The sequence below is a fragment of the Pseudomonas sp. KH_024_B2 genome (genome assembly GCF_057839965.1).
Map to the genome: position 1 here is coordinate 1,507,230 of NZ_CM174502.1, position 25,797 is coordinate 1,533,026.

Genomic DNA, 25,797 nt, shown 5'->3' on the forward strand with positions numbered 1-25,797 from the left:
TCGACGGCTTTGTTTCTGAGTACGGGGTAAGGCATGCGCGATCGACTGTTGGCTGCGGAGAAGGTGAAGGCCATCGATTGGCGGGATGACGCCCTGTATCTGCTCGATCAGCGTATTTTGCCGTTCGAGGAAAACTGGATCGCCTACACCAGCGCTGCGGGCGTGGCCGAAGCCATTCGCTCGATGGTGGTGCGTGGCGCCCCGGCCATTGGCATCAGTGCGGCCTATGGTGTGGTGCTGGCAGCGCGCACGCGGTTTGCCGCTGGCGGTGACTGGCAGGCCGCCCTGGAAGAGGATTTTGCCTTGCTCGCGGACTCGCGGCCGACCGCGGTCAATCTGTTCTGGGCGCTGAATCGCATGCGCGAGCGTCTTGAGCGGCTAAAAGGGCACGCTGATCCACTGGCGCTCCTTGAAGCAGAGGCGTTGGCCATCCATGAAAGCGATCGCGAAGCCAATCTGACCATGGCGCAATTGGGGGTCGATCTGATCCGCAAGCATCAGGGCAATGCCCAGGCGATCCTGACTCATTGCAATACCGGCGCCTTGGCCACCGGCGGCTTCGGTACAGCGCTGGGGGTGATTCGTGGCGCCTGGCTGGAAGGCATGGTGGAGCGGGTTTACGCCGATGAAACCCGGCCCTGGCTGCAAGGCTCGCGGCTCACGGCCTGGGAGCTGGCCAATGAAGGTATTCCGGTCACGTTGAACGCCGACTCGGCCGCGGCACATATCATGAAAACCAAGGGTGTGACCTGGGTGATCGTCGGTGCCGACCGGATTACCGCCAATGGCGATGTGGCGAACAAGATTGGTACTTACCAATTGGCAGTTTGCGCGATGCACCATGGGGTGCGCTTCATGGTGGTGGCGCCGAGTTCGACCATCGACATGACGCTGGCCAGTGGTGATGATATTCCTATCGAAGAGCGCGAAGGCAGCGAACTGCTGGCCGTCGGCGGCAAACGCGTCGGTGCTGATGTAGACGCCTTCAACCCGGTTTTCGACGTCACCCCGGCGGACCTGATCGACGTCATCGTCACCGAAAAAGGCATAGTCGAGCGGCCCGATACCGCGAAACTGGCTCAGTTGATGTGTCGCAAGCGGCTGCATTGAAGGTATTTGGCGTCTGTTGAATCGCTTTCGCGGGCAAGCCCGCTCCCACTTTTGGCCAAGTGCTTCAGTTAGCCACGGTCGAGTGTGGGAGCGGGCTTGCCCGCGAATGGGCCCTCACAGACAACAAATAACCCCCATCCATCCCCCGAATCTTCATTCAAAACGCCTCTAAGCCTCTCTCGTCCCCTATCAGCCTGTCACCGGTCAACTAACTATGCTCCATGCGCGTCTGGGGGATAGGTGCGTGGCGGCGATTGTGATAACATCCGGCGGTTTCCAAGGTAGTCCGATGTGGCTGCCTTTACTGCGCAGATCCATGGCATAACTCGTTGATTTGTCGTAAGCCGATGCATGGCACCAAGCCTGCATCGACGAGCTTCGTTCGTCCCATATGGATGTGACGAGGTTTCACCAGAAAAAGGAATCAGGCTTCTCATGGGCGAACTGGCCAAAGAAATCATCCCGGTCAATATCGAAGACGAGATGAGGCAGTCCTACCTCGATTACGCAATGAGCGTAATTGTCGGGCGGGCACTGCCTGATGCGCGCGATGGCTTGAAGCCCGTGCACCGGCGCGTACTGTTCGCGATGAGCGAGCTGAGTAACGACTGGAACAAGCCGTACAAGAAATCCGCCCGTGTTGTCGGTGACGTGATCGGTAAGTATCACCCCCACGGTGACACTGCGGTGTACGACACCATCGTTCGTATGGCCCAGCCTTTTTCCCTGCGCTACCTGCTGGTAGACGGTCAGGGTAACTTCGGTTCGGTCGATGGCGACAACGCCGCGGCCATGCGATACACCGAAGTGCGCATGACCAAGCTGGCGCACGAGCTGCTGGCTGACCTGCACAAGGAAACCGTGGACTGGGTGCCGAACTACGACGGCACCGAAATGATCCCGGCGGTCATGCCGACCAAGATCCCCAACCTGCTGGTCAACGGCTCCAGCGGTATCGCCGTGGGCATGGCGACCAACATTCCGCCGCACAACCTCGGTGAAGTCATCGACGGTTGCCTGGCACTCATCGACAACCCTGAGTTGACCATCGATGAGCTGATGCAATTCATCCCCGGTCCGGACTTCCCGACGGCCGCGATCATCAACGGTCGCGCCGGTATCATCGAAGCCTACCGTACCGGTCGCGGGCGCATTTACATGCGTGCCCGTTCGATCATCGAAGACATCGACAAGGTCGGTGGTCGTCAGCAGATCGTCATCACCGAGCTCCCTTACCAGCTGAACAAGGCGCGTCTGATCGAGAAGATCGCCGAGCTGGTCAAAGAGAAGAAGCTTGAAGGCATCACCGAGCTGCGCGACGAGTCCGACAAGGACGGTATGCGCGTCGTGATCGAGCTGCGTCGTGGCGAAGTGCCTGAGGTGATCCTCAACAACCTCTACGCCCAGACCCAGCTGCAAAGCGTGTTCGGTATCAACATCGTTGCGTTGATCGACGGTCGTCCGCGGATCCTCAACCTGAAGGATCTGCTGGAAGCCTTCGTCCGTCACCGTCGCGAAGTCGTGACCCGTCGTACCGTGTTCGAACTGCGTAAAGCCCGCGAACGTGGCCACATTCTGGAAGGTCAAGCGGTTGCCCTGTCGAACATCGACCCGGTCATCGCCCTGATCAAGGCCTCGCCAACGCCGTCGGAAGCCAAGGAAGCGCTGATCAGCACGCCTTGGGAATCCAGCGCAGTGGTCGCGATGGTCGAACGTGCCGGTGCTGATTCCTGCCGTCCGGACAACCTCGATCCGCAATACGGTCTGCGCGAAGGCAAGTACTTCCTCTCGCCAGAACAGGCGCAAGCCATTCTGGAGCTGCGTCTGCACCGTCTGACCGGCCTGGAACACGAGAAGCTGCTGGCCGAATACCAGGAAATCCTCAACCAGATCGGTGAGCTGATCCGCATCCTCAACAGCGCTGTGCGCCTGATGGAAGTGATCCGCGAGGAACTGGAAACCATTCGTGCCGAGTACGGCGATGTGCGTCGCACCGAGATCCTCGATGCCCGTCTCGACCTGACTCTGGGTGACATGATCCCGGAAGAAGAGCGCGTCGTGACCATCTCCCACGGTGGCTATGCCAAGACCCAGCCATTGGCTGCGTACCAGGCCCAGCGTCGTGGCGGTAAAGGCAAGTCGGCTACTGGCGTCAAGGATGAGGACTACATCGCTCACCTGCTGGTCGCCAACAGCCACACCACGCTGTTGCTGTTCTCCAGCAAGGGCAAGGTCTACTGGCTGAAAACCTACGAAATTCCGGAAGCATCCCGCGCTGCCCGTGGTCGTCCGTTGGTCAACCTGCTGCCGCTGGGTGACGGTGAATACATCACCACCATGCTGCCGGTCGACGAATACACCGAAGGTCACTACATCTTCATGGCCACCGCTGACGGTACCGTGAAGAAGACCCCGCTGGAGCAATTCAGCCGTCAACGCAGCGTCGGCTTGATCGCGCTGGAGCTGGACGAAGGCGACGTATTGATCAGCGCCGCGATCACCGATGGCGAGCGCGAAGTCATGCTGTTCTCCGATGGCGGCAAGGTTACCCGCTTCAAAGAGTCCGACGTTCGCGCCATGGGGCGTACCGCTCGCGGTGTGCGTGGCATGCGTCTGCCGGAAGGCCAGAAGCTGATTTCCATGCTGATCCCGGAAGAAGGCAGCCAGATCCTCACCGCTTCGGCGCGTGGTTACGGCAAGCGTACGGCCATCAGCGAGTTCCCTGAGTACAAACGTGGCGGTCAGGGCGTTATCGCCATGGTCAGCAACGATCGTAACGGCCGTCTGGTCGGTGCGGTCCAGGTGCTCGACGGTGAGGAGATCATGCTGATTTCCGACCAGGGCACACTGGTTCGTACCCGCGTCGACGAAGTGTCCAGCCTCGGCCGCAACACTCAGGGCGTGACCCTGATCAAGCTGGCCAGCGACGAAACACTGGTCGGCCTGGAGCGCGTTCAGGAACCATCCGAAGTCGAAGGCGAAGAGCTGGAAGGTGAGGAAGGCGAGGAAGGCGCTGAGTTCGAGGGCGGTGTAGTCATCGATGATGTTGTTGAAGATCAGCAACTCGATGCCGCGGCTGACGACGCCGAACCGCAGGAATAAACGGACACACAGGGGGGAAGGATGAAAATTCTCCCCCTTGTTGTTTGTCCCGAGTGACTATTTAGGCACCCATGGAGATCAAAATGTGGGAGCGAGCTTGCTCGCGATGGACTTGAAGCTGACGCGTTTCGTCAGGAAGCACGCGTTATCGTTAGCGACCATCGCGAGCAAGCTCGCTCCCACAGTGATTGGGTCCCATGTTGATGATTGGCCCCTGTGTCGATCGATGATTTAATCAGAGCGAGATTGGATGTGAGCAAGAGAGCCTATAACTTCTGTGCCGGTCCCGCGGCGCTTCCCGAAGCTGTCCTGCAGCGTGCGCAGGGTGAACTCCTTGACTGGCACGGCAAGGGCCTGTCGGTCATGGAAATGAGCCATCGCAGTGATGAGTTCGTGTCCATCGCGACCAAGGCCGAGCAGGATCTGCGTGATCTGCTGGATATCCCCTCGAACTATAAAGTGCTGTTTCTGCAAGGCGGCGCCAGCCAGCAATTTGCTCAGATTCCTCTGAACCTGTTGCCGGAAACCGGCAAGGCCGACTATATCGACACCGGTATCTGGTCGCAGAAAGCCATCGAGGAAGCTTCGCGCTTCGGCACCGTCAATGTGGCAGCGACGGCCAAGCCTTACGATTATTTCGCAATTCCCGGTCAGAACGAATGGAAGCTGTCGCCAGACGCGGCCTACGTGCACTACGCGCCGAACGAAACCATCGGCGGCCTGGAATTCCAGTGGATCCCGGAAACCGGTGATGTGCCGCTGGTCGCAGACATGTCTTCGGACATCCTCTCGCGCCCGGTGGATGTCTCGCGTTTCGGCATGATCTACGCCGGCGCCCAGAAAAACATCGGCCCAAGCGGCATCGTCGTCAACATTGTTCGCGAAGACCTGCTGGGTCGCGCCCGTTCAATCTGCCCGACCATGCTCGACTACAAGGTCGCGGCCGACAACGGCTCCATGTACAACACCCCGCCAACCCTGGCCTGGTACCTGTCCGGCCTGGTCTTCGAATGGCTGAAAGAGCAGGGCGGCGTAGCAGCCATCGGCAAGCTCAATGACATCAAACAGCGCACGCTGTATGGCTTCATCGACGCCAGCGGCCTCTACAGCAACCCGATCAACAAGTCCGACCGCTCGTGGATGAACGTGCCATTCCGTCTGGCTGACGATCGCCTCGACAAGCCGTTCCTGGCGGGTGCCGAGGAACGCGGCCTGTTGAATCTCAAGGGTCACCGTTCGGTGGGTGGCATGCGCGCCTCTATCTACAACGCCGTCGACATCAACGCGGTCAACGCGCTGGTGGCGTACATGGCGGAGTTCGAGAAGGAACACGGCTAATGTCCGAGCAAGAACTCAAGGCACTGCGCCTGCGCATTGACAGTCTGGACGATAAAATCCTCGAGCTGATCAGTGAGCGTGCGCGCTGCGCCCAGGAAGTCGCACGAGTCAAGATGGCTTCACTGGCCGAAGGCGAAGTGCCGGTGTTCTATCGTCCCGAGCGCGAAGCTCAGGTGCTCAAGAAAGTCATGGAGCGCAATAAAGGTCCGTTGGGCAACGAAGAAATGGCGCGTCTGTTTCGCGAAATCATGTCTTCGTGCCTGGCGCTGGAGCAGCCGCTGAAAGTGGCTTATCTGGGCCCTGAGGGCACCTTCACCCAAGCCGCGGCCCTGAAACACTTCGGTCATGCAGTGATCAGCAAGCCTATGGCGGCGATCGATGAAGTGTTCCGTGAAGTGGCGGCCGGTGCGGTGAATTTTGGCGTGGTCCCGGTGGAAAACTCCACCGAGGGCGCGGTCAACCACACCCTCGACAGCTTCCTCGAGCATGACATGGTGATCTGTGGCGAAGTCGAGCTGCGGATCCACCATCACCTGTTGGTCGGGGAAAACACCAAGACCGACAGCATCAGCCGCATCTATTCCCACGCCCAGTCCCTGGCCCAGTGCCGCAAGTGGCTGGACGCCCATTACCCGAATGTCGAGCGCGTGGCGGTTTCCAGCAACGCCGAAGCGGCCAAGCGGGTCAAGGGTGAGTGGAACTCGGCGGCGATTGCCGGCGACATGGCGGCCGAACTCTACGGCTTGACTCGTCTGGCCGAGAAAATCGAGGACCGCCCGGACAACTCCACGCGTTTCTTGATGATTGGCAGCCAGGAAGTGCCGCCGACCGGCGACGACAAGACTTCGATCATCGTCTCCATGAGCAACAAGCCCGGCGCGCTCCACGAGTTGCTGGTGCCGTTCCACGACAATGGCATCGACCTGACGCGGATCGAAACCCGGCCTTCGCGCAGCGGCAAATGGACCTATGTGTTCTTCATCGACTTCGTCGGCCATCACCGTGATCCGCTGATCAAGGCTGTGCTGGAGAAGATCAGTCAGGAAGCAGTAGCACTCAAGGTGCTGGGTTCCTACCCGAAAGCGGTTCTCTGAGGCTTTAATAATGAGTGGCGACTTCCTCGCTCTGGCACAGCCGGGCGTGCAACAACTTTCGCCTTACGTCCCGGGCAAACCCGTGGACGAACTGGCGCGTGAGCTGGGTATCGATCCGGCAAAAATCGTCAAGCTGGCGAGCAATGAAAACCCGTTGGGTGCCAGCCCTAAAGCCTTGGCAGCGATTCGCGAAGAGCTGGCCGAGCTGACCCGTTATCCGGATGGCAACGGCTTTGCCTTGAAAAGTCTGCTGGCCGAACAGTGCCGGGTGCAGCTCGACCAGGTGACCCTGGGTAACGGTTCCAACGACATTCTGGAGCTGGTGGCCCGTGCTTATCTGGCGCCGGGTCTGAATGCGGTGTTCAGCGAACATGCGTTCGCGGTCTATCCGATCGTCACTCAGGCGGTGGGTGCTGGGGCGCGGGTGATTCCGGCCAAAGACTGGGGTCACGATTTGCCGGCGATGCTCGAAGCCATCGACAGCAATACCCGCGTGGTCTTCATCGCCAATCCGAACAATCCGACCGGTACCTGGTTCGGTGCCGAGGCGCTGGACGAGTTCCTTCAGGACGTGCCTGAGCATGTGCTGGTGGTGCTCGACGAAGCCTATATCGAATATGCCGAAGGCAGCGATCTGCCGGATGGTCTGGACTTCCTCGCGGCTTACCCGAATCTGCTGGTCTCGCGGACGTTCTCCAAGGCTTATGGCCTGGCGGCGTTGCGTGTCGGTTATGGCCTGTCCACGGCGGTCGTCGCCGATGTGCTGAACCGCGTGCGTCAGCCGTTCAACGTCAACAGCCTGGCCCTGGCCGCGGCCTGTGCTGCCCTGCAGGACGCCGAATATCTGGCCGAAAGCCGCCGGTTGAACGAGTCCGGCATGCAGCAGCTGGAAGCGGGCTTTCGCGAATTGGGCCTGAGCTGGATTCCATCCAAAGGCAACTTCATTGCAGTCGATCTGGGGCGCGTCGCGGCACCGGTGTTCCAGGGCTTGCTGCATGAAGGTGTGATCGTCCGTCCGGTGGCCAACTACGGCATGCCGAATCACCTGCGCATCACTATTGGCTTGCCGGCTGAAAACAGCCGTTTCCTCGAGGCGTTGGCCAGGGTTCTGGCCCGTGGTTGATGTCATTGCAACGCAACCTGCCGTACCTATGATCGGTCGCCTGGTGGTGATCGGTCTGGGTCTGATCGGTGGCTCCTTCGCCAAGGGCCTGCGCGAAAGCGGGCTGTGCCGTGAAGTGGTGGGTGTCGATCTTGATCCGCAATCGCGCAAGCTGGCGGTTGAGCTGGGTGTGGTGGATCGCTGCGAAGAAAACCTCGCTCTCGCCTGTAGCGGTGCCGATGTCATTCAGTTGGCGGTACCGATTCTGGCGATGGAGAAATTGCTTGTCGTTTTGGCGGGCATGGACCTGGGGCAGGCGATTCTGACGGATGTCGGCAGCGCCAAAGGCAATGTGGTGCGTGCTGCGAGCGAAGCGTTCGGCGGCATGCCGGCGCGTTTTGTGCCGGGGCATCCGATTGCCGGTTCCGAGCAGAGCGGGGTGGAAGCCTCCAATGCGCAGTTGTTCCGTCGACACAAAGTGATTCTGACTCCACTGGACCAGACCGATCCGGCCGCACTGGCGATCGTCGACCGGCTGTGGCGCGAGTTGGGTGCGGATGTCGAGCACATGCAGGTCGAGCGTCATGATGAAGTGCTGGCGGCCACGAGCCACTTGCCGCACTTGCTGGCATTCGGTTTGGTCGATTCGTTGGCCAAGCGCAGTGAAAATCTTGAAATCTTCCGTTACGCTGCGGGCGGTTTCCGCGATTTCACGAGAATCGCCGGTAGCGACCCGGTCATGTGGCACGACATCTTCCTCGCCAATCGCGAAGCTGTCCTGCGCACACTCGATACATTTCGCAGCGACCTCGACGCCTTGCGCGACGCGGTCGATGCAGGGGACGGGCACCAACTGTTGGGCGTTTTTACACGCGCCCGGGTTGCCCGCGAGCATTTCAGTAAAATCCTGGCCCGCCGGGCCTATGTGGACGCTATGAACTCCAACGACCTGATTTTCCTGGCTAATCCTGGTGGCCGCCTGACTGGGCGGATTCGTGTACCAGGCGACAAATCGATTTCCCACCGTTCGATCATGCTCGGCTCCTTAGCCGAAGGCACCACCGAAGTCGAAGGTTTCCTCGAGGGCGAAGACGCCTTGGCGACGCTGCAGGCTTTCCGTGACATGGGTGTTGTGATCGAAGGTCCGCACCATGGCCGCGTAACCATTCACGGCGTCGGCCTGCACGGCTTGAAGCCCGCTCCGGGGCCGATCTATCTGGGTAACTCCGGTACATCGATGCGCCTGTTGTCGGGTTTGCTGGCGGCGCAGAGCTTCGACAGCACCTTGACCGGTGACGCTTCGCTGTCCAAGCGGCCGATGAATCGTGTGGCCAATCCGCTGCGCGAAATGGGCGCGGTCATCGAGACGGCTGAAGACGGTCGTCCACCGATGACCATTCGTGGTGGCAACAAGCTCAAAGGCCTGACCTACAGCATGCCGATGGCCAGTGCCCAGGTTAAATCCTGCCTGCTGTTGGCCGGTCTGTATGCCGATGGCAAAACCACCGTCACCGAGCCGGCGCCGACTCGCGACCATACCGAGCGTATGTTGCGTGGTTTCGGCTATCCGGTAACCGTGAATGGCGCTACGGCTTCGGTCGAGTCCGGGCACAAACTCACAGCGACCCATATTGAAGTCCCGGGGGATATTTCCTCGTCGGCATTCTTCCTGGTCGCGGCGTCGATTGCCGAAGGCTCCGAGCTGGTGCTTGAGCACGTCGGTATCAACCCGACTCGTACCGGCGTTATCGACATCCTGCGGCTGATGGGCGCTGACATCACTCTGGAAAACCAGCGTGAAGTCGGCGGCGAGCCAGTGGCTGATCTGCGGGTGCGTGCGGCTAAGCTGAAGGGTATCGAGATCCCGGAAGAGCTGGTGCCGTTGGCCATCGATGAATTCCCGGTGCTGTTCGTGGCTGCCGCCTGTGCCCACGGACGCACGGTGCTGCGTGGCGCAGAAGAGCTGCGAGTCAAAGAGTCGGATCGCATTCAAGTGATGGCCGATGGTTTGCTGGCGCTGGGCGTCAAATGCGAGCCAACCCCGGACGGCATCATCATCGATGGTGGCCAGATTGGTGGCGGTGAAGTGCATGGTCACGGCGATCACCGGATTGCCATGGCCTTCAGTGTTGCGTCGTTGCGGGCAAATGCTCCAATCCGTATCCATGACTGCGCCAACGTCGCGACTTCCTTCCCCAACTTCCTCGCGTTGTGCGCGCAAGTCGGTATCCGCGTTGCGCAAGAGGCTCAGTCGTGATCAGCATCGCACCGGTCATCACTATTGATGGGCCAAGCGGCTCTGGCAAAGGCACTGTCGCCGGGATGCTGGCCAAGCGCCTGGGCTGGAACCTGCTGGATTCCGGTGCGCTTTATCGATTGCTGGCTTTTGCGGCGCATAACCATGGCGTCGACCTGACGAATGAGGAATTGCTCAAGAAGCTCGCCGCTCACCTGGATGTGCAATTCATCGCGGCGACCGACGGTCAGCTGCAGCGCATTATTCTGGAAGGTGATGAAGTCAGCGATGTCATCCGCACCGAAAGTATCGGCTCGGGTGCCTCGCAGGTCGCTGCGCTGCCGGCAGTTCGTGACGCATTGCTGCAGCGCCAGCGGGCTTTTCAGGAGCCGCCGGGTCTGGTGGCCGATGGTCGGGACATGGGTACGGTGGTATTCCCCGATGCGCCGTTGAAGATATTTCTGACCGCCAGCGCCGAGGAACGTGCACGTCGCCGTTACTTGCAGTTGAAGGCCAAAGGCGATGATGTTAGTCTGTCGAGTCTGCTAGATGAGATACGTGCGCGCGATGAGCGTGACACCCAGCGAGCGGTAGCCCCGCTCAAACCGGCGGCTGACGCCATACAGCTGGATTCCACGGAATTGTCCATCGAGCAGGTGTTGGAACGCATCATGAGCGAGATCGCCATTCGCGATATCGCCGGGTGACCAGGAAACTCCGCAGGGAACACCAGGCATAGTCCTGCGGTTTTTCTTTTATATGAACGTAACCCACATCGTCTGGGATGTGGCAGATGGGCGTATTCTTCGCCCTTATCAACAGGAATTAAAATGAGCGAAAGCTTTGCAGAACTCTTTGAAGAAAGCCTAAAAACCCTGAATCTTCAGGCAGGCTCCATCATCACCGCAGTCATCGTTGATATCGATTACCAGGCTGGTTGGGTAACCGTTCACGCTGGTTTGAAGTCTGAAGGCCTCATTCCGCTGGAACAGTTCCACAACGACGCTGGCGAACTGAACATCAACATCGGTGATGAAGTTCACGTTGCGCTGGACGCGGTAGAAGACGGCTTTGGCGAAACCAAACTGTCCCGTGAAAAAGCCAAGCGCGCTGAATGCTGGATCGTTCTGGAAGCAGCCTTCGCAGCCGAAGAAGTGGTCAAGGGCGTTATCAACGGTAAGGTTAAAGGCGGCTTCACTGTCGACGTTAACGGCATCCGTGCGTTCCTGCCAGGTTCTCTGGTTGACGTCCGTCCAGTGCGCGACACCACGCACCTGGAAGGCAAAGAGCTCGAATTCAAGGTCATCAAACTCGACCAGAAACGCAACAACGTTGTCGTTTCCCGTCGTAGCGTCCTCGAAGCCGAGAACTCCGCCGAGCGCGAAGCTCTGCTGGAATCCTTGCAAGAAGGCCAACAAGTCAAAGGTATCGTCAAAAACCTCACCGATTACGGCGCATTCGTCGATCTGGGTGGCGTCGATGGCCTGCTGCACATTACCGACATGGCCTGGAAGCGTATCAAGCATCCTTCTGAAATCGTCAACGTTGGCGACGAGATCGATGTCAAGGTTCTGAAGTACGATCGCGAGCGCAATCGTGTTTCCCTGGGCTTGAAGCAGCTGGGCGAAGATCCATGGGTCGCTATCAAAGCTCGTTACCCGGAAAGCACTCGCGTTACCGCGCGTGTAACCAACCTGACCGACTACGGCTGCTTCGCTGAGCTGGAAGAAGGCGTGGAAGGCCTGGTACACGTTTCCGAAATGGACTGGACCAACAAGAACATCCACCCTTCGAAAGTCGTACAAGTCGGCGACGAAGTGGAAGTTATGGTTCTGGACATCGACGAAGAGCGTCGTCGTATCTCCCTCGGCATCAAGCAGTGCAAATCTAACCCATGGGAAGATTTCTCTGGCCAGTTCAACAAGGGCGATAAAATCTCCGGCACCATCAAGTCGATCACCGATTTCGGTATCTTCATTGGTCTGGACGGCGGCATCGACGGCCTGGTTCACCTGTCCGACATCTCCTGGAACGAAGTGGGCGAAGAAGCCGTACGTCGCTTCAAGAAGGGCGACGAGCTCGACACCGTCATCCTGTCTGTTGATCCAGAGCGTGAGCGTATCTCCCTGGGTATCAAGCAGCTGGAAAGCGATCCGTTCTCCGAGTACGTTCAAGAGAACGACAAAGGCGCAATCGTTAAGGGTATCGTGAAAGAAGTTGACGCCAAAGGCGCCATCATCACCCTCGCTACCGATATCGAAGCTACTCTGAAAGCCTCCGAAATCAGCCGTGACCGCATCGAAGATGCACGTAACGTTCTGAAAGAAGGCGAAGAAGTCGAAGCCAAGATCATCAGCGTTGACCGCAAGAGCCGTGTAATCCAGTTGTCCATCAAGTCGAAAGACGTTGAAGACGAGAAAGAAGCTATCCAGAGCTTGAAAGACAAGCCGGCTACTTCCGATATCGCTACTGGTCCTACCACTCTGGGCGACCTGTTGCGTGCACAAATGGAAAAACAGAACTAAGTTCTGTCAGACCATAAAAAAAGGGCGACTTCGGTCGCCCTTTTTTGTGGCTGCGATTTGACCCCCATGAACCATCAGATGCATCCCGAGCCGGCGGGTTATGTGCCAATCACACCCCTGGTGGTCTGACGCCGATCTAATGTGGGAGCGAGCCTGCTCGCGATCGGCCGGTGGCGCGCTCGCTTGCGCAGCAGTCGTAAACCGGTACATACGTTCTATCTGGACGAACTCGGTGAGGGTCTTACGCTTGCGTTGCCTGAGAAATCGCCTTCGCGGGCAAGCCCGCTCTCACAGGTCATGTGTTGATCACACCCCGGTGGTTTGACCGCTCCTGCGGATCATGTGTCGATCACCCCTCAGTGATTTGGCGCCGATCTAATGTGGGAGCGTGGCTTGCCCGCGATCGGCTGCGCAGCAGTCGTAAACCGGTACATACGTTCTATCTGGAAGAACTCGGTGAGGGCCTTACGCTTGCGTTGTCTGAGAAATCGCCTTCGCGGGCAAGCCCGCTCCCACAGGTTATTGTTTGATCACACCCCGGTGGTTTGACCGCTCCTACGGATCATGTGTCGATCACGCCTCAGTGATTTGGCGCCGATCTAATGTGGGAGCGTGGCTTGCCCGCGATCGGCTGCGCAGCAGTCGTAAACCGGTACATGCGTTCTATCTGGACGAACTCGGTGAGGGTCTTACGCTTGCGTTGCCTGAGAAATCGCCTTCGCGGGCAAGCCCTGCTCCCACGGGTTATGTGTTGATCACACCCCGGTGGTTTGACCGCTCCTACGGATCATGTGTCGATCACGCCTCAGTGATTTGGCGCCGATCTAATGTGGGAGCGAGCTTGCTCGCGATCGATTGCGCAGCAGTCGTAAACCGGTACATACGTTCTATCTGGACGAACTCGGTGGCAGCATTTCCAAAGCGTCTCGCCCCCCAAAAAATCATCCAAACGATATCTTTCCTCAAGCAGATCAATCATCTATTCAGAGTTAGGCTAGGCTTTGACTTGAAGCAACCGACTGTAGGGTGGGGTACCCCGCATAAGGAAAAGAATGAACAAACTCATTTTCGTAATGGCAGTGCTGGTTCTAACAGGATGTACAACCACCACCAAAACCCATGTAGTGCATGGTGTCAGTGGTATAGAGATCGACTGTTCCGGGCTTGGCTCAGGCTGGGAGAAATGCTACAAGCGCGCCGACCGCGAGTGTAAGGCGCAAGGTTACAAAGTTGTCACCAGGTCCAGCGACGTCAAGGAGAGCGCCGAGGACTATCCCTTCGGCTGGAATCCAGCCGGCTACCTTTCGCGCTCCATGCTGGTTATCTGTCGATGAGCAGCGCAGGCATCGCGCTACCTGAATGCAAAACCAAAACTTTTGGTCTCGGCAAATGTCGCGACTCTCGGCCTGTGCGGGCTACCTCAAACGCCGTGCAGATAAGTCAATACATGGGCTGTTCAAAATCCTCCGAGCATGCTAAAACCTTTGAAGCGCTGATCTAGCTGCTTGAAAAAGAAGGGAAAAATATGACGAAGTCGGAGTTGATCGAACGAATTGTCACCCATCAAGGGCTACTCTCATCCAAGGATGTCGAGCTGGCCATCAAGACCATGCTTGAACAAATGTCCCAGTGCCTGGCTACCGGTGATCGTATCGAAATCCGTGGCTTTGGTAGCTTCTCCTTGCACTACCGCGCACCGCGTGTAGGTCGCAACCCAAAAACCGGTCAGTCCGTTAGCCTGGACGGCAAATTCGTTCCCCACTTCAAGCCGGGCAAAGAGCTCCGGGATCGGGTGAATGAGGACGAGGAGGAGGGGATTTGATAGCGTCGGCTCAAGGAGCAATTAATGCGTAATCTGAAGCGCGTACTCCTCGTGGTAGCTGTTCTCTTGCTAGTGTTGGCGATTCTGGCTTTTGTGCTTGAGAATCAGCAATCGGTTTCCTTGCTGTTCCTTGGTTGGGCCGGGCCGCAGTTGCCTGTATCAGTTGTCGCCGTAGCTGCGTTGTTGATAGGGATGCTGATTGGCCCCTTGATCGGCTGGTTTATCAGTCGCACTGCACGAGTGCGACGCAAGCGCTTGGTCTGATTACGATAAGGGCAGGGCCCACATCGAACTTTTCACGCGTTGTTTGTCCATATCCGTTAGTAAATCCTTCTTTAAACTGTAAAATGCTGCGCCTGTCTGAAAGTCGGAGATGCCATAAGGTGTCTCGATACTGACACGGACGGGACACTCGTCAGAGGCTACGGCTAATACGATAGCTTTTGCATTCATGGATAGACAGAGCTCGGTATGCAGCCTTGCCAGCAACTCAAGGGTATGGTCATCGCGTGAAAATTCTAGTAACCGGCGGCGCTGGATTTATTGGTTCTGCAGTCATTCGCCACATCATCTCCAATACTGCAGATTCCGTAATCAACCTGGATAAGCTTACTTACGCCGGTAACCTTGAGTCATTGGCTGACGTGGATCAGAGCGATCGTTATATTTTCGAGCGCGTGGATATCTGCGACCGGGACCAGGTTGACCGTGTGCTCCGTGAGCATCAGCCGGACGCCATCATGCATCTGGCGGCCGAGTCTCACGTAGATCGCTCGATCTCCGGCCCTTCCGAATTCATCCAGACCAACATCATCGGGACTTACACGCTGCTGGAGGCTGCTCGCCACTACTGGAGCGCCCTGGATGATGAGCGAAAAGCCAATTTCCGCTTCCACCATATTTCGACCGACGAAGTCTACGGCGACCTGGAGGGGCCGGAAGACCTCTTCACCGAAACCACGCCTTACCAGCCAAGCTCGCCGTATTCGGCCAGTAAAGCCAGTTCTGATCACCTGGTTCGCGCCTGGAGCCGTACGTATGGCTTGCCAACCCTGGTCACCAATTGCTCGAACAACTACGGCCCATGCCATTTCCCTGAGAAGCTGATCCCGCTGATCATTCTCAATGCGCTGGAAGGCAAGCCGCTGCCGGTTTACGGCAAGGGTAATCAGGTGCGTGATTGGCTCTATGTCGAAGACCATGCCCGTGCGCTCTATCAGGTCGTGACCAAAGGCGTGATCGGCGAGACCTACAATATTGGCGGTCACAACGAAAAGCAGAATATTGAAGTGGTGAACGCCCTTTGCGTCCTGCTTGATGAGCTGCGTCCGGACTCCATGCATTGCCCGCATGCAAGTTTGATCACCTATGTTCAAGATCGCCCAGGCCACGACCAGCGTTACGCAATTGATGCCAGCAAAATCCAGCGCGAGTTGGGTTGGGTGCCTGAAGAGACATTCGAGACCGGGATACGCAAAACCGTCGAGTGGTACCTCGAGAACACTGAATGGGTTGCTCACGTGAAAAGCGGCAGCTATCAACAGTGGATTGATAAAAACTACGCCAACCGCTCAAGCAAAGTATGAAGATCCTTCTGCTTGGAAAGAACGGCCAGGTCGGTTGGGAGCTACAGCGTTCCCTTGCTCCACTCGGAGAGGTCATTGCTCTTGACCGTCAAACGGTCGATGGGCTGTGTGGCGACTTGTCTGACCTTGACTCACTGCGAGCAACGATTCGCAAGGTCAATCCAGACGTCATCGTCAACGCTGCAGCTTACACCGCAGTGGATAAAGCTGAATCAGAGCCTGAACTTGCAACCCGCGTAAATGCACTGGCGAGCCAGGTTATGGCCGAGGAAGCATTGTCCGTTGATGCCTGGCTGATTCACTACTCGACGGACTACGTGTTCGACGGCAGTGGGCAAGCGCCATGGAAAGAAGATGACGCAGTCGCACCAGTGAATCATTACGGTGCGAGCAAGCTCGCGGGTGAGCAGGCCATTGTCCGCTCCGGCTGTAAACACCTGATCTTTCGCACCAGTTGGGTCTACGGCGCTCGGGGCAATAATTTTGCCAAGACCATGCTGCGTCTTGCCAGGGACCGGGAAACTTTGAGCATCATTGCCGATCAGATGGGTGCACCCACTGGTGCAGACCTGATCGCAGACGTAACAGCCTTGGCTATTCAGCAGGTCGTTAAACGCCCTGAGCTGGGGGGCGTGTATCACTTGGCGGCCGGCGGCGAAGTCTCATGGCACGGCTATGCTAGTCATGTAATAGATTTTGCGCGGGCCAAGGGTGAGAAGTTAGCCGTGGTTGAGATTACTCCCATAGAAACGGTGGCTTATCCGACACCCGCCCGCCGACCTCTGAATTCAAGATTGGATACTCAGAAGCTGCGTGACAATTTTGCTCTGCACTTGCCAGATTGGAAAAGTGGCGTAACCCGAATGCTTATGGAAGTTCTAAATAAATGATCAACACGACAAATCGCAAAGGCATCATCCTCGCGGGCGGTTCGGGTACGCGCTTGCACCCGTTGACCCTTGGTGTTTCGAAGCAGATGCTGCCGATCTACGACAAACCGATGATCTTTTATCCGCTGTCGGTGCTGATGCTTGCGGGCATACGTGAGATTTTGATCATTTCTACCCCAGAAGACCTGCCGAGCTTTCGCAAGCTGCTGGGGGATGGGAGCCTCTATGGCATCCAGCTGACCTACGCCGAGCAACCTAGCCCTGATGGCCTGGCACAGGCGTTCATCATTGGCGAAGAGTTTATAGGCAAGGACCCTTGCTGCTTGATCCTCGGCGACAACATTTTCTACGGTCAGCATTTCTCGGATAAGCTTAGTTCCGCCAGCACTCAAGAGCACGGCGCGACGGTATTCGGCTATCACGTGTCCGACCCCGAACGTTTTGGTGTGGTTGAGTTTGACGCATCGGGTCGAGCGCTGAGCATTGAGGAAAAACCTCTCAAGCCAAAATCAAACTACGCGATCACCGGTCTGTATTTTTACGACAACCAGGTTGTCGAAATCGCCAAGAGCATCAAGCCTTCTGAGCGTGGCGAGCTTGAAATCACCGACATCAATCGCGCTTACCTTGAGCAAAATACTCTCAACGTCGAGATACTTGGTCGTGGTTTCGCCTGGCTGGACACAGGTACCCACGAATCGTTGCTGGAGGCCAGCCATTTCGTGCATACCATCGAGCAGCGCCAAGGTTTGAAGGTGGCGTGCCTTGAAGAGATTGCTTACAACAGTGGCAGGATTACCGCCGAGCAATTGGGTGCCCAAGCTGATGCTCTGAAGAAGACCGGTTACGGTCAGTACCTGCAGAAGCTGCTGGACTCGAGCTCCCGCTGAATTGAGCGTTTTATCCTTTCGAACAGTAGTGTTCAGTTGGTGCAAGCAGGAATGGCATGCCAGTAAAACATCCCAAGATTGCGGTTTTGCTGGCTGCCTATAATGGCATGCAGTGGATCGAGGAGCGGTTGACCTCGATTCTCTGCCAGTTGGCTATGGCGGCAAACCCTCAAGCGGCGCAGCCAGCGGGTAATTTCCCCGTTTTCAGTGCCCACCAGAAGTAGAGATCAAGCCGCGAGGGCTAACTTCTGTTTTGTGGAGATGCCACCGCGCCTCTTCTCTCGATCCGCCCGACACCGCACAACTGCGCAGCTTTGAGCGTCTCGATAAAGAGGTGCTGCACCACAAAACCCGCAACCATCAGCTCGCCCACGAAATCGCCCTGCTCGAACGCCACCACTTCGCCAAGCGCGCGGAGTCGTTTTGTCTCGGCCAAGCTAGTTTGCTGGACGACCTGCTTGAGACTGATCTCGCCGCCATCGAGGCTGAGCTTGAAACCTTGGCCCCAATCTGCGCCGTCTCCAACGCGCCAGCAACCCAAGCGAGCCACGCTGCCCGCCGAGTTTCCCCGCACGCTGATCCATCACGAACTTGAAAATATCCAGTGCGCCTGCGATTGCGCCCTCAAGCGTATCGGCGAAGACGTCAGCGAAAAGCTCGACTACACGCCCGGCGTGTTCATCGTCGAGCGCCATATCCGTGGCAAGTGGGTGTGCAATCACTGCGAAACCCTGATCCAGGCACCGGTTTCTGCCCACGTCATCGACAAGGACATCCTAACTGCCGGGCTGCTGGCTCAGGTGGTGATCGCCAAGTGCGCCGACCATTTTCCGCTGTATCGTCAGGAAAAAATCTTCGCCCGTGCCGGCCTTGCGATCCTGCGCTCAACCTTGGCGCACTGGATTGGTGCCTTGCGCGAGGTGGTGCTCGGACACAATGTGGTTCATGTCGACGAAACGTCAGTGCAGATGCTCGCGCCAGGCTCAAAGAAAACCCATCGAGCTTACATCTGGGTCTACGCGACCACTTCGTTCGTCGACATCAGTACCGTAGTTTACGACTTCAGTCCCGGCCGTGCCGGCGAGCAAGCCTAGGCCTTTTTACAGGACTGGAAAGGTAAACTGGTGTGCGATGACTTCGGCGGCTACAAGGCCAGTTTTGAAGGCGGCGTAACCGAACTCGGCTGCATGGCCCATGCCCGCCGCAAGTTCTACGATCTACACGCCACTAAGGATTCTCCAAACAAGTCAGCGCCGCGTCGGCATCTGTGCTGAAATAGCATTCCGTCCAGTCACAAGCCTCAAGTTGCAAGTCCCATGAGCCAAATGAGCTTTTCCGATTTCGAATACGCCGGAAAACACAAGCAAGCCCGCGGTGAGCGCTTCTTGGTTGAGATGGATCGAGTGGTACCCTAGAGTGGGTTGCTGGCCCTGATCGAACCGCATTACCCTAAGCTAGGAGGTGGACGTAAGCCCTACCCGCTGTAAACGATACTGCGCATTCACCTGTTGCAGAACTGGTTTTCGCTGAGCGACCCGGCGATGGAAGAGGTACTGGACGAAATCACCTTGATGCGCCAGTTCGTCCGGCTGACGCTAAGTGCTTCGGTCCCTGAAGGCACCACGATCATGAATTTCTGCCGCTTGCTGGGGAAGCATCAACTGGCAGCGGGAATTCTGGATGTCATCAATGGCTACCTGTGTGACAAGGGCCTGTCGTTGCGCCAAGGTACCATCGCCGATGCCACGATCATCCATGCGCCCAGTTCGACAAAGAACGAGGACGGCAAGCGCGATCCTGAGATGCACCAGACGAATGTATGGTCAGTCCACCTCCTGCAACCCGGCGTGATGAACGGTAAAACATGCTTGCGCTAATGTATTCGGGCTCATGGTGAGCACGGTTATTAGCGCTCGGCCCCTGATGAGAAGTCGCTCCCAACTGTCCTTGATAAAGGGATCAGCCGTTAAAAAGACTGTCTTCGTCTTCAGGTTTTCAGTCGGGATGTCTGCCGTTTATCGTCATCATCACTGTCGTCGCAAAAGCCGGTAGTAACTCAATTAGGTCAAACCATTTGTTGCACCTTGTAGCTACCGCCTCGGGCTAATACAGCCCAGACGATTCTTGCCAATTTGTTGGCTAGCGCACAGGCGACCTTGTTCGGGGGGGGGGCTAGCCAAAAGCTTTTTACCCAGGCTCCGAGGGCATCGTTTCGCTTGTCGATTCGTATCATCAGTGCGTGAGCGCCTTGCACCAGTAGGCAGCGCAGATACTTGTCGCCGCGCTTGCTGATGCCGAGCAAGCTCGTCTTACCCCCAGTTGAATACTGTCGAGGCACCAACCCGAGTGAGGCGGCAAAGTCGCGTGAGCTTTTGTAAGTAGAAGCGTTGCCGACGTCGGCCACTATCGCGCTAGCGATGAGAGGGCCGATGCCAGGGATGCTCAACAAGCGCATGCCGGCTGCGTCCTCAGACAATTGCTGTTTGATCTCGACATCAATCGCTTTGATATCTCGAGTCAGGCGTTGAATATCGAGCAGCATTCGCTCAACTGCATTACGCAGTCGAATCGGCAGTTCGTGGTTTTCCATTAACGCGGGTGTCTGCTCCAGAGCAGCATATCCAACGGGAAAAATGATGCCGAACTGCAGCAGAAAGCCGTGCACCTGGTTGATGATTCCAGTGCGATTATCCACCCAAGACTTCCGCAGCTTGTGCTCGGTCGACAGGATTTGCTGCTCAAGTGTCTTTACCGGAACCGAGCGGGTTCTGGGTCGCGACGCTGCTTCGCAGATGGCCTCTGCATCGATAAAGTCATTCTTGTTGTCGGTGACATAGGCCTTCACATGTTGCGCCGCGATTAATTGCACTCGGTGGCCTAAGCCCTCAATCTGCCTAGCCAGCCATTGCGAACCACCGCAGGACTCCATGGCAATTTTGCAGTTTGGCAACTGCGCCAGATACGGCAGTAATTGGCTACGATTGAGCTTCTTGCGCAAGAGCTGATTTCCTCTGGCGTCCTGGCCATGCAAGTGGAAGGTGTTCTTGCCGATATCGATACCCAAAAGCGTCACGGTGTTCATGAGAGATCCTCCTTCGGTAAAGAGAGAAACCCGATAAGTCTAGACTCGCCGGGCTTCTCGAGCCGGGCTGACCATCTCATTAAGGGAAACCAATACTTCTTCGGGATGAAGGTGCACATCGGCGCGGACGTGGAATCGGGTCTGGTGCATCACGTGCACGGCGCGGCGGCCAACGTTGCGGACGTCACGCAAGTGGCCGAGTTGCTGCGCGGCGAGGAAAACGCGGTCTATGCCGATGCTGGCGATACGGGCGTGGAAAAGCGCGAAGAGCATGCTGAGCGGCAGGTTATCTGGCAGATCGCCGCACGGCGCAGCACTTACGGGACGCAGAGCAAGCGCGGCTCGATCGGCAAAGCCAAACGCCGTATCGAGCGCGCTAAAGCGCAAGCGCGGACCAAGGTCGGGCACCCGTTCCGGGTGATCAAGCGGGAGTTTGGTTGCGTGAAAACCCGGTTCCGCAGGTTGATGAAAAACACTATTCAATTGACCGCCTTGTTCGCCCTGTCGAATTTGTGGATGGTGCGAAAACAGCTGATGGGTATGGGTGAGGTGCGCCCGTAGCTAGGGAAGCCGGGCTGAAAAGCCCGATGGCGCGGTGCTGGCTGTCATTTCGACTGGCGGCGTATTCACTGTAAGTTGTTCGGAGTTTCCTGAGATGGTAGAGTGACTGATTTACGCCCTCGCTGGCGGGCTCTCAGTTGGATGGGTAAGTGAATTATGGGAAAAATATTGCTCACGGGTGGGGCTGGATATATTGGATCACATACCTGTGTGGAGTTGCTGGAAGCAGGTTATGAGGTTGTAATTTATGATAATCTTTCAAATAGTAGTCGTAATGTTGTTAGGCGTATAGAAGATATAGTGGGTAAGGAAGTTATTTTTGAGGAGGGAGATGTTCGAGATGGTGAACGGCTCCGCTCTGTTATAAGGAAATACGGTTGTTCAGTAGTGATGCACTTCGCAGGCCTGAAGGCAGTTGGAGAATCTACTCAGGTTCCTCTAGTTTACTATGATAATAATGTATTAGGTACGATTCGTCTTCTGGAGGCAATGCAGGATGCCGGGGTAAAACGTATAGTATTCAGTTCTTCAGCGACTGTCTATGGCGAGCCAAAGTACCTGCCTTTGGATGAAGGGCATCCCTTGGGGGCTACCAATCCATATGGAAGAAGTAAGCTGATTGTTGAAGATATTCTGCAGGATCTATTTTCCTCGGATCCTGATTGGCATATAACCATTCTTCGGTATTTCAATCCAGTAGGGGCTCATAAGAGTGGGCTTATTGGAGAGGATCCTCAGGGGGTCCCCAATAATCTCATGCCTTTCGTGGCCCAGGTTGCTGTAGGGTGTCGTGATAAGCTGAATGTCTGGGGGGGGGATTATGGCACGACGGATGGAACCGGGGTTCGTGATTATATCCATGTTGTCGACTTGGCTATCGGCCATCTGAAAGCCCTACAGAGATTAAATCAGGCACAGTGCAAGATTATCAATCTTGGTACGGGGCGAGGTTATAGTGTGCTTGATGTGGTGAGTTCTTTCCAGCGGGCCTGTGGAAGAGATATCCCATACGAAATATGTTCTCGGCGCCCCGGAGATGTTCCAGAGTGTTATGCGGATCCGTCTGTAGCAGAGCTTGAGTTGGGCTGGAAAGCTGTTTTGGGCTTGGATGACATGTGTAAAGACTCTTGGTCTTGGCAAAGTAAGAACCCGAACGGATATTTGTAGTCTTGTCTTTTGGTAAGGTTTGATAGTGGAGTTTCTATGGGCGTTGTTTCTAAGTTCGGGACGCTGTGGTATAGGCGTAGATTGATATTTACATTGGGTGTCAGGGAGATTACCCAGCGGTTCAGAAGCTCAAGTCTTGGGTTGCTCTGGACAGTAATTCAGCCATTAGCTGTCGTGACGATATTTTACTTCGTTTTTTCTGTGGTCTTTCAGAGTCGCTGGGGAGCTGCTGATGAGTCGAAAGGTGACTTCATTATAGCTCTGTTCTCTGGCTTTCTGGTTTACAATCTGTTCTTCGATACGGTTAGTCGCGCCCCCTCAATGGTAGTTGGGAATATAAACTATGTTAAGAAGCTGGTTTTCCCCATACATCTCATACCCTTCATCAGTTCTATAGGGTCCCTGGTTTCTTTTTTCTGCACTTTTGCCGTTCTTATTCTGATGTATATTCTTGTTCATCATAGTGCTCCGCATCTTGCAGTGATTACCGTTTTTCTCTCCGTCTTGCCCGTCTACATACTCTCTGTCGGAGTCTCATGGATAATTGCAGGTGCCAGCGTCTTTTATAGAGATATAACCCATGCGGTTCCTTTGGTTCTTCAAGCTCTAGTGTTTGTATCGCCAGTTCTCTACCCAATGTCTAGAGTTCCTGATGGACTGGTCCGCAATCTGATGCAGATGAACCCCCTCGCCATGCCCATTGAGCAAGCCAGGGCAGCAATAATGTACGGTGTTCTTCCAGACTGGATGGGTATCTTGCAAAGCTTAGCAATTTCGATACTAGTCTGTCTTGTTGGCATACTTTTCTTTCAACGCCTACGGCCCGGTTTTGCGGATGTGCTATGACTGAAAGCATTATTTCTCTGAAGGGCGTCAGCAAGTCTTACGCTATTCAGAATGAGGCTAGTAAAAAGTTCTGGGATCTTCTTTTGGGAAGAAAGAGCCAGGGAGAGCTTCATTGGGCATTACGTGATATAGATATCGAGATCCCCAAAGGGGCCTCTGTTGGGTTGGTTGGCCGAAATGGTGCGGGAAAAAGTACCTTGCTTCAGCTAATTGCCGGTACTGCGCAGCCGTCATGTGGCGAAATCGCGGTAAAAGGGCGTGTTGCTCCATTGCTTGAGTTAGGGGCGGGCTTTAATCCTGACTTCACTGGCCGAGAGAACGTTCGAGTTGCTGCCTCACTGGTCGGTATCTCGACAGAGAAGCAAAAAGCAGCGTTCGCTGCAATCGAAAAATTTGCAGACATTGGTGAGTTCATTGATCGCCCCGTTAGAACATATTCTTCTGGTATGTTCGCTAGGCTGGCGTTCTCTGTTGCTGTGCATGTAGAACCTGAGATATTGCTTGTAGATGAAATTCTGTCAGTTGGCGATATGGGGTTTCAGCAGAGGTGCATATCTCGTTTGCGTGAGTTGCGAGAACGTGGTGTGACTCTAATCTTTGTAAGTCACGGGCCAGATGCAATCAAAAGTGTCTGTGAAAGGGCCATATTCATAAATAATGGTCGTGTTGTGTATGCTGGTACAGCAGATGAAACGGTAGACCGGTATCTCTCATTTGTAAGGGAGGAGACCAATAAAGAACAACTTCTTCTAGAGCAGGGATGGGCCGATGCAAGCGTTCGTAAACATGAGCTAAAGGCGAATCTCCGCTATGGTACAGGTCATGTTCAGTTTGTCAGAGTTGAGTTGAAGGGAGGGGATGGGCAACCACGCCGCTCTTTCAAGTTTGCCGATGATATCTCTCTGGAGTTGACGCTGGAGTCAAGTATCGAGATCCAGGATCTTTCAGTGTCATTTCTTGTAAGGGATAGCACCGGTATCGATATCACAGGAGCGACCACCTTTGACCAAAAGTATGCACTGCCGTCAATGGGGGAAGGTGAAAGAGTGACAGTTTGTTTCTCTTTCAAGAATATATTTAGACCAGGGAACTATGGAATAAGTGTTGCCCTTAATAGGGTGTCAAGGAGAGACTATACGGACAATATCCTTCTTGATCAGTTGGATGGTGCGATTGCATTCTCGATAGTGGAAGATCCGGATAATCCAGTTCATTATAAAGTTTGGCATGATATAGAATTCTCGATCTTGGATCATAATAATTCGACAGATGATGAGGTGATGTATGGTTCATGAGAATTATGAATACTGGCAGACGGAGGGGGCTGGCTGGTATGAGGAGTATGTTAACAGGAAAAAATATATTCCATATTTTCATTTTCAAGAGGTATTTATCTCTGAAATAGTATCGAGAAATGCGCCTGCTAGAGTCCTGGAGTATGGCTGTGGCGTTGGAAGGCATTTGAAAAACCTGGTAGATATTCAAGGGGCATCCGTCCATGGATATGATCAAAGCCCTACCATGGTTTCTGAGATGCTCAATTGGACAACCCAGGAGTGGGTTGACGAGCGCGTGCGTATCGGGGGGGCGGTATCGAAGCTTCCATATGAAGATGGATTCTTTGATATCGTATATACCTCAGAAGTTTTGGTTCATGTTTGTCCTGAAGATGTTCCGCATATATTAAAGGAACTACTTCGAGTTTCTCGGGGAGTGGTTTTTCACTTTGAACCAGGTCCTGAAGTCGAATTGGATCGTGAGGCGCATGGTGGTTGTTGGGGGCATGACATACAGCGGATGTATGAAGATATGGGGGGGTCGTGTAGGAAACTCCCCAAACTTTTCAAACAACAAGACATCCTCTTTGTGGAGGTCAATAAGGAAAGAGGCATCGTTGAGCCTTTTTCCGCAACAACGGCCTTGCTATTCAGAAAGATGGAGCAGGAGTTTGAACCGCTATTGCTGAAGGGGATTGACAATACTTGCAAGGATAGGCTGCAGGAGGCTTTGAGAAAGGAAAGTTATCTGACGTCAGCTATTGAATTCAACGAGTGGCTGCTGCAGGGAGCGCTGAATGGTAACTATCCGTCTATTGCTAAGCTGGAGGTTCTGCCTGATGAAGAGCGGAACGAGGTCTGGATCCGGTATATAAAACCGTCCGAGTCAGGGCCGATGATGCCTTGGGATAGATTAGGCGTTCTTCCGGAAAACTGGTCTTTAGTTCCTGCTGTAGGCTGCATGTATGATAATGCGTTGTATGGGCGGTCGGGTTCCCATATAGAACTGCCGGTAGGAGATCTGCCATTTCTGAGCGTTATGGGGCATCCTTGGAGTTCAAAGCTACAAGTTACTGTAGGCGAGAAAGAATTTGTTCTCGATCTGAGGCGAGATGAACCGGAGGTTGTGTCCTTTCAGACCCCCGCGGAAAGTAAAGGGGTAGAGTGAT

General features: G+C 55.5%; 19 protein-coding genes and 4 pseudogenes. 22 read left to right on the forward strand and 1 reads right to left on the reverse strand.

All coding sequences use genetic code 11. The features are described from left to right. Positions 1 to 33: 33 nt before the first annotated feature. The 17 genes and pseudogenes from mtnA to AC3I0A_RS07210 form a co-directional block, all read left to right on the forward strand. Positions 34 to 1,110, forward strand: coding sequence for an S-methyl-5-thioribose-1-phosphate isomerase (gene mtnA / locus AC3I0A_RS07130; protein ID WP_489376937.1), 1,077 nt, complete (start codon positions 34 to 36; stop codon positions 1,108 to 1,110). 435 nt (positions 1,111 to 1,545) lie between these two features. After that, entirely contained in the window at positions 1,546 to 4,212 is a 2,667-nt protein-coding gene (gene gyrA, locus AC3I0A_RS07135; RefSeq protein WP_489376938.1) for a DNA gyrase subunit A, read from the forward strand. Positions 4,213 to 4,464: 252 nt separating this feature from the next. After that, positions 4,465 to 5,550, forward strand: coding sequence for a 3-phosphoserine/phosphohydroxythreonine transaminase (serC, locus tag AC3I0A_RS07140; protein WP_489376940.1), 1,086 nt, complete (start codon positions 4,465 to 4,467; stop codon positions 5,548 to 5,550). Next, a complete protein-coding gene (gene pheA, locus AC3I0A_RS07145) occupies positions 5,550 to 6,644 on the forward strand; it encodes a prephenate dehydratase (protein ID WP_489376941.1) in 1,095 nt (364 codons plus the stop codon). The genes serC and pheA overlap by 1 nt, the downstream gene beginning before the upstream one ends. Positions 6,645 to 6,654: 10 nt before the next feature. Then, on the forward strand, positions 6,655 to 7,767 hold the full coding sequence (gene hisC, locus AC3I0A_RS07150) for a histidinol-phosphate transaminase (RefSeq protein ID WP_489376943.1): 1,113 nt from the start codon (positions 6,655 to 6,657) through the stop codon (positions 7,765 to 7,767). A gap of 28 nt (positions 7,768 to 7,795) precedes the next feature. Further along, positions 7,796 to 10,003, forward strand: coding sequence for a bifunctional prephenate dehydrogenase/3-phosphoshikimate 1-carboxyvinyltransferase (locus tag AC3I0A_RS07155; protein WP_489378447.1), 2,208 nt, complete (start codon positions 7,796 to 7,798; stop codon positions 10,001 to 10,003). Continuing rightward, complete coding sequence (cmk, locus tag AC3I0A_RS07160) at positions 10,000 to 10,689, forward strand: (d)CMP kinase (protein ID WP_489376944.1); 690 nt, start codon at positions 10,000 to 10,002, stop codon at positions 10,687 to 10,689. The genes AC3I0A_RS07155 and cmk overlap by 4 nt, the downstream gene beginning before the upstream one ends. Positions 10,690 to 10,812: 123 nt before the next feature. Beyond that, entirely contained in the window at positions 10,813 to 12,507 is a 1,695-nt protein-coding gene (gene rpsA / locus AC3I0A_RS07165) for a 30S ribosomal protein S1 (protein WP_489376946.1), read from the forward strand. A 1,052-nt stretch (positions 12,508 to 13,559) separates the two neighbouring features. After that, on the forward strand, positions 13,560 to 13,841 hold the full coding sequence (locus tag AC3I0A_RS07170; RefSeq protein ID WP_489376947.1) for a hypothetical protein: 282 nt from the start codon (positions 13,560 to 13,562) through the stop codon (positions 13,839 to 13,841). Positions 13,842 to 14,032: 191 nt separating this feature from the next. Continuing rightward, positions 14,033 to 14,329: an integration host factor subunit beta gene (ihfB, locus tag AC3I0A_RS07175; protein WP_065886416.1), complete on the forward strand. Its 297-nt coding sequence runs from the start codon at positions 14,033 to 14,035 to the stop codon at positions 14,327 to 14,329. A gap of 24 nt (positions 14,330 to 14,353) precedes the next feature. Beyond that, positions 14,354 to 14,593 carry a LapA family protein gene (locus tag AC3I0A_RS07180; RefSeq protein WP_489376948.1) on the forward strand — a complete coding sequence of 80 codons (240 nt, stop codon included), beginning with the start codon at positions 14,354 to 14,356 and terminating at the stop codon, positions 14,591 to 14,593. A gap of 245 nt (positions 14,594 to 14,838) precedes the next feature. Beyond that, the gene (rfbB, locus tag AC3I0A_RS07185; protein ID WP_489376949.1) at positions 14,839 to 15,915 is read left to right on the forward strand and encodes a dTDP-glucose 4,6-dehydratase; all 1,077 of its coding nucleotides are present in this window, start codon (positions 14,839 to 14,841) and stop codon (positions 15,913 to 15,915) included. Further along, positions 15,912 to 16,805 (forward strand): dTDP-4-dehydrorhamnose reductase, encoded by an 894-nt coding sequence (rfbD, locus tag AC3I0A_RS07190; protein WP_489376950.1) that lies wholly within the window; start codon positions 15,912 to 15,914, stop codon positions 16,803 to 16,805. The genes rfbB and rfbD overlap by 4 nt, the downstream gene beginning before the upstream one ends. Continuing rightward, a complete protein-coding gene (gene rfbA / locus AC3I0A_RS07195) occupies positions 16,805 to 17,695 on the forward strand; it encodes a glucose-1-phosphate thymidylyltransferase RfbA (RefSeq protein ID WP_489378449.1) in 891 nt (296 codons plus the stop codon). The genes rfbD and rfbA overlap by 1 nt, the downstream gene beginning before the upstream one ends. Before the next feature lie 56 nt (positions 17,696 to 17,751). After that, positions 17,752 to 17,853 (forward strand): annotated as a pseudogene (locus AC3I0A_RS07200) (glycosyltransferase family 2 protein); the annotation flags it as partial. 146 nt (positions 17,854 to 17,999) lie between these two features. After that, positions 18,000 to 18,933 (forward strand): annotated as a pseudogene (gene tnpC, locus AC3I0A_RS07205) (IS66 family transposase); the annotation flags it as partial. A gap of 78 nt (positions 18,934 to 19,011) precedes the next feature. Further along, positions 19,012 to 19,509 (forward strand): annotated as a pseudogene (locus AC3I0A_RS07210) (IS5 family transposase); the annotation flags it as partial. Between the two features lie 251 nt (positions 19,510 to 19,760). On the opposite strand, the gene AC3I0A_RS07215 reads toward AC3I0A_RS07210, so the two are convergent. Continuing rightward, positions 19,761 to 20,777, reverse strand: coding sequence for an IS110 family RNA-guided transposase (locus AC3I0A_RS07215; RefSeq protein WP_489376952.1), 1,017 nt, complete (start codon positions 20,775 to 20,777; stop codon positions 19,761 to 19,763). A gap of 81 nt (positions 20,778 to 20,858) precedes the next feature. Here AC3I0A_RS07215 and AC3I0A_RS07220 point away from each other — a divergent pair. The 5 genes and pseudogenes from AC3I0A_RS07220 to AC3I0A_RS07240 all read left to right on the forward strand — a co-directional run. Beyond that, positions 20,859 to 21,338: pseudogene (locus AC3I0A_RS07220) on the forward strand (transposase); the annotation flags it as partial. A 156-nt stretch (positions 21,339 to 21,494) separates the two neighbouring features. Continuing rightward, complete coding sequence (gene galE, locus AC3I0A_RS07225; protein WP_489376954.1) at positions 21,495 to 22,505, forward strand: UDP-glucose 4-epimerase GalE; 1,011 nt, start codon at positions 21,495 to 21,497, stop codon at positions 22,503 to 22,505. A 36-nt stretch (positions 22,506 to 22,541) separates the two neighbouring features. Further along, positions 22,542 to 23,351 carry an ABC transporter permease gene (locus AC3I0A_RS07230; protein WP_489376955.1) on the forward strand — a complete coding sequence of 270 codons (810 nt, stop codon included), beginning with the start codon at positions 22,542 to 22,544 and terminating at the stop codon, positions 23,349 to 23,351. Further along, positions 23,348 to 24,646, forward strand: coding sequence for an ABC transporter ATP-binding protein (locus tag AC3I0A_RS07235; protein WP_489376956.1), 1,299 nt, complete (start codon positions 23,348 to 23,350; stop codon positions 24,644 to 24,646). The genes AC3I0A_RS07230 and AC3I0A_RS07235 overlap by 4 nt, the downstream gene beginning before the upstream one ends. After that, the gene (locus AC3I0A_RS07240) at positions 24,636 to 25,796 is read left to right on the forward strand and encodes a class I SAM-dependent methyltransferase (RefSeq protein WP_489376957.1); all 1,161 of its coding nucleotides are present in this window, start codon (positions 24,636 to 24,638) and stop codon (positions 25,794 to 25,796) included. The genes AC3I0A_RS07235 and AC3I0A_RS07240 overlap by 11 nt, the downstream gene beginning before the upstream one ends. Position 25,797 lies beyond the last annotated feature (1 nt).

What these genes read in the sequence shown, in the direction of transcription:
- mtnA (WP_489376937.1), top strand. Translation starts at nt 34, where the DNA reads ATGCGCGATCGACTGTTGGCTGCGGAGAAGGTGAAGGCCATCGATTGG.
- gyrA (WP_489376938.1), top strand. Translation starts at nt 1,546, where the DNA reads ATGGGCGAACTGGCCAAAGAAATCATCCCGGTCAATATCGAAGACGAG.
- pheA (WP_489376941.1), top strand. Translation starts at nt 5,550, where the DNA reads ATGTCCGAGCAAGAACTCAAGGCACTGCGCCTGCGCATTGACAGTCTG.
- hisC (WP_489376943.1), top strand. Translation starts at nt 6,655, where the DNA reads ATGAGTGGCGACTTCCTCGCTCTGGCACAGCCGGGCGTGCAACAACTT.
- AC3I0A_RS07155 (WP_489378447.1), top strand. Translation starts at nt 7,796, where the DNA reads ATGATCGGTCGCCTGGTGGTGATCGGTCTGGGTCTGATCGGTGGCTCC.
- rpsA (WP_489376946.1), top strand. Translation starts at nt 10,813, where the DNA reads ATGAGCGAAAGCTTTGCAGAACTCTTTGAAGAAAGCCTAAAAACCCTG.
- AC3I0A_RS07170 (WP_489376947.1), top strand. Translation starts at nt 13,560, where the DNA reads ATGAACAAACTCATTTTCGTAATGGCAGTGCTGGTTCTAACAGGATGT.
- ihfB (WP_065886416.1), top strand. Translation starts at nt 14,033, where the DNA reads ATGACGAAGTCGGAGTTGATCGAACGAATTGTCACCCATCAAGGGCTA.
- AC3I0A_RS07180 (WP_489376948.1), top strand. Translation starts at nt 14,354, where the DNA reads ATGCGTAATCTGAAGCGCGTACTCCTCGTGGTAGCTGTTCTCTTGCTA.
- rfbD (WP_489376950.1), top strand. Translation starts at nt 15,912, where the DNA reads ATGAAGATCCTTCTGCTTGGAAAGAACGGCCAGGTCGGTTGGGAGCTA.
- AC3I0A_RS07215 (WP_489376952.1), bottom strand. Translation starts at nt 20,777, where the DNA reads ATGAACACCGTGACGCTTTTGGGTATCGATATCGGCAAGAACACCTTC.
- galE (WP_489376954.1), top strand. Translation starts at nt 21,495, where the DNA reads ATGGGAAAAATATTGCTCACGGGTGGGGCTGGATATATTGGATCACAT.
- AC3I0A_RS07230 (WP_489376955.1), top strand. Translation starts at nt 22,542, where the DNA reads ATGGGCGTTGTTTCTAAGTTCGGGACGCTGTGGTATAGGCGTAGATTG.
- AC3I0A_RS07235 (WP_489376956.1), top strand. Translation starts at nt 23,348, where the DNA reads ATGACTGAAAGCATTATTTCTCTGAAGGGCGTCAGCAAGTCTTACGCT.
- AC3I0A_RS07240 (WP_489376957.1), top strand. Translation starts at nt 24,636, where the DNA reads ATGGTTCATGAGAATTATGAATACTGGCAGACGGAGGGGGCTGGCTGG.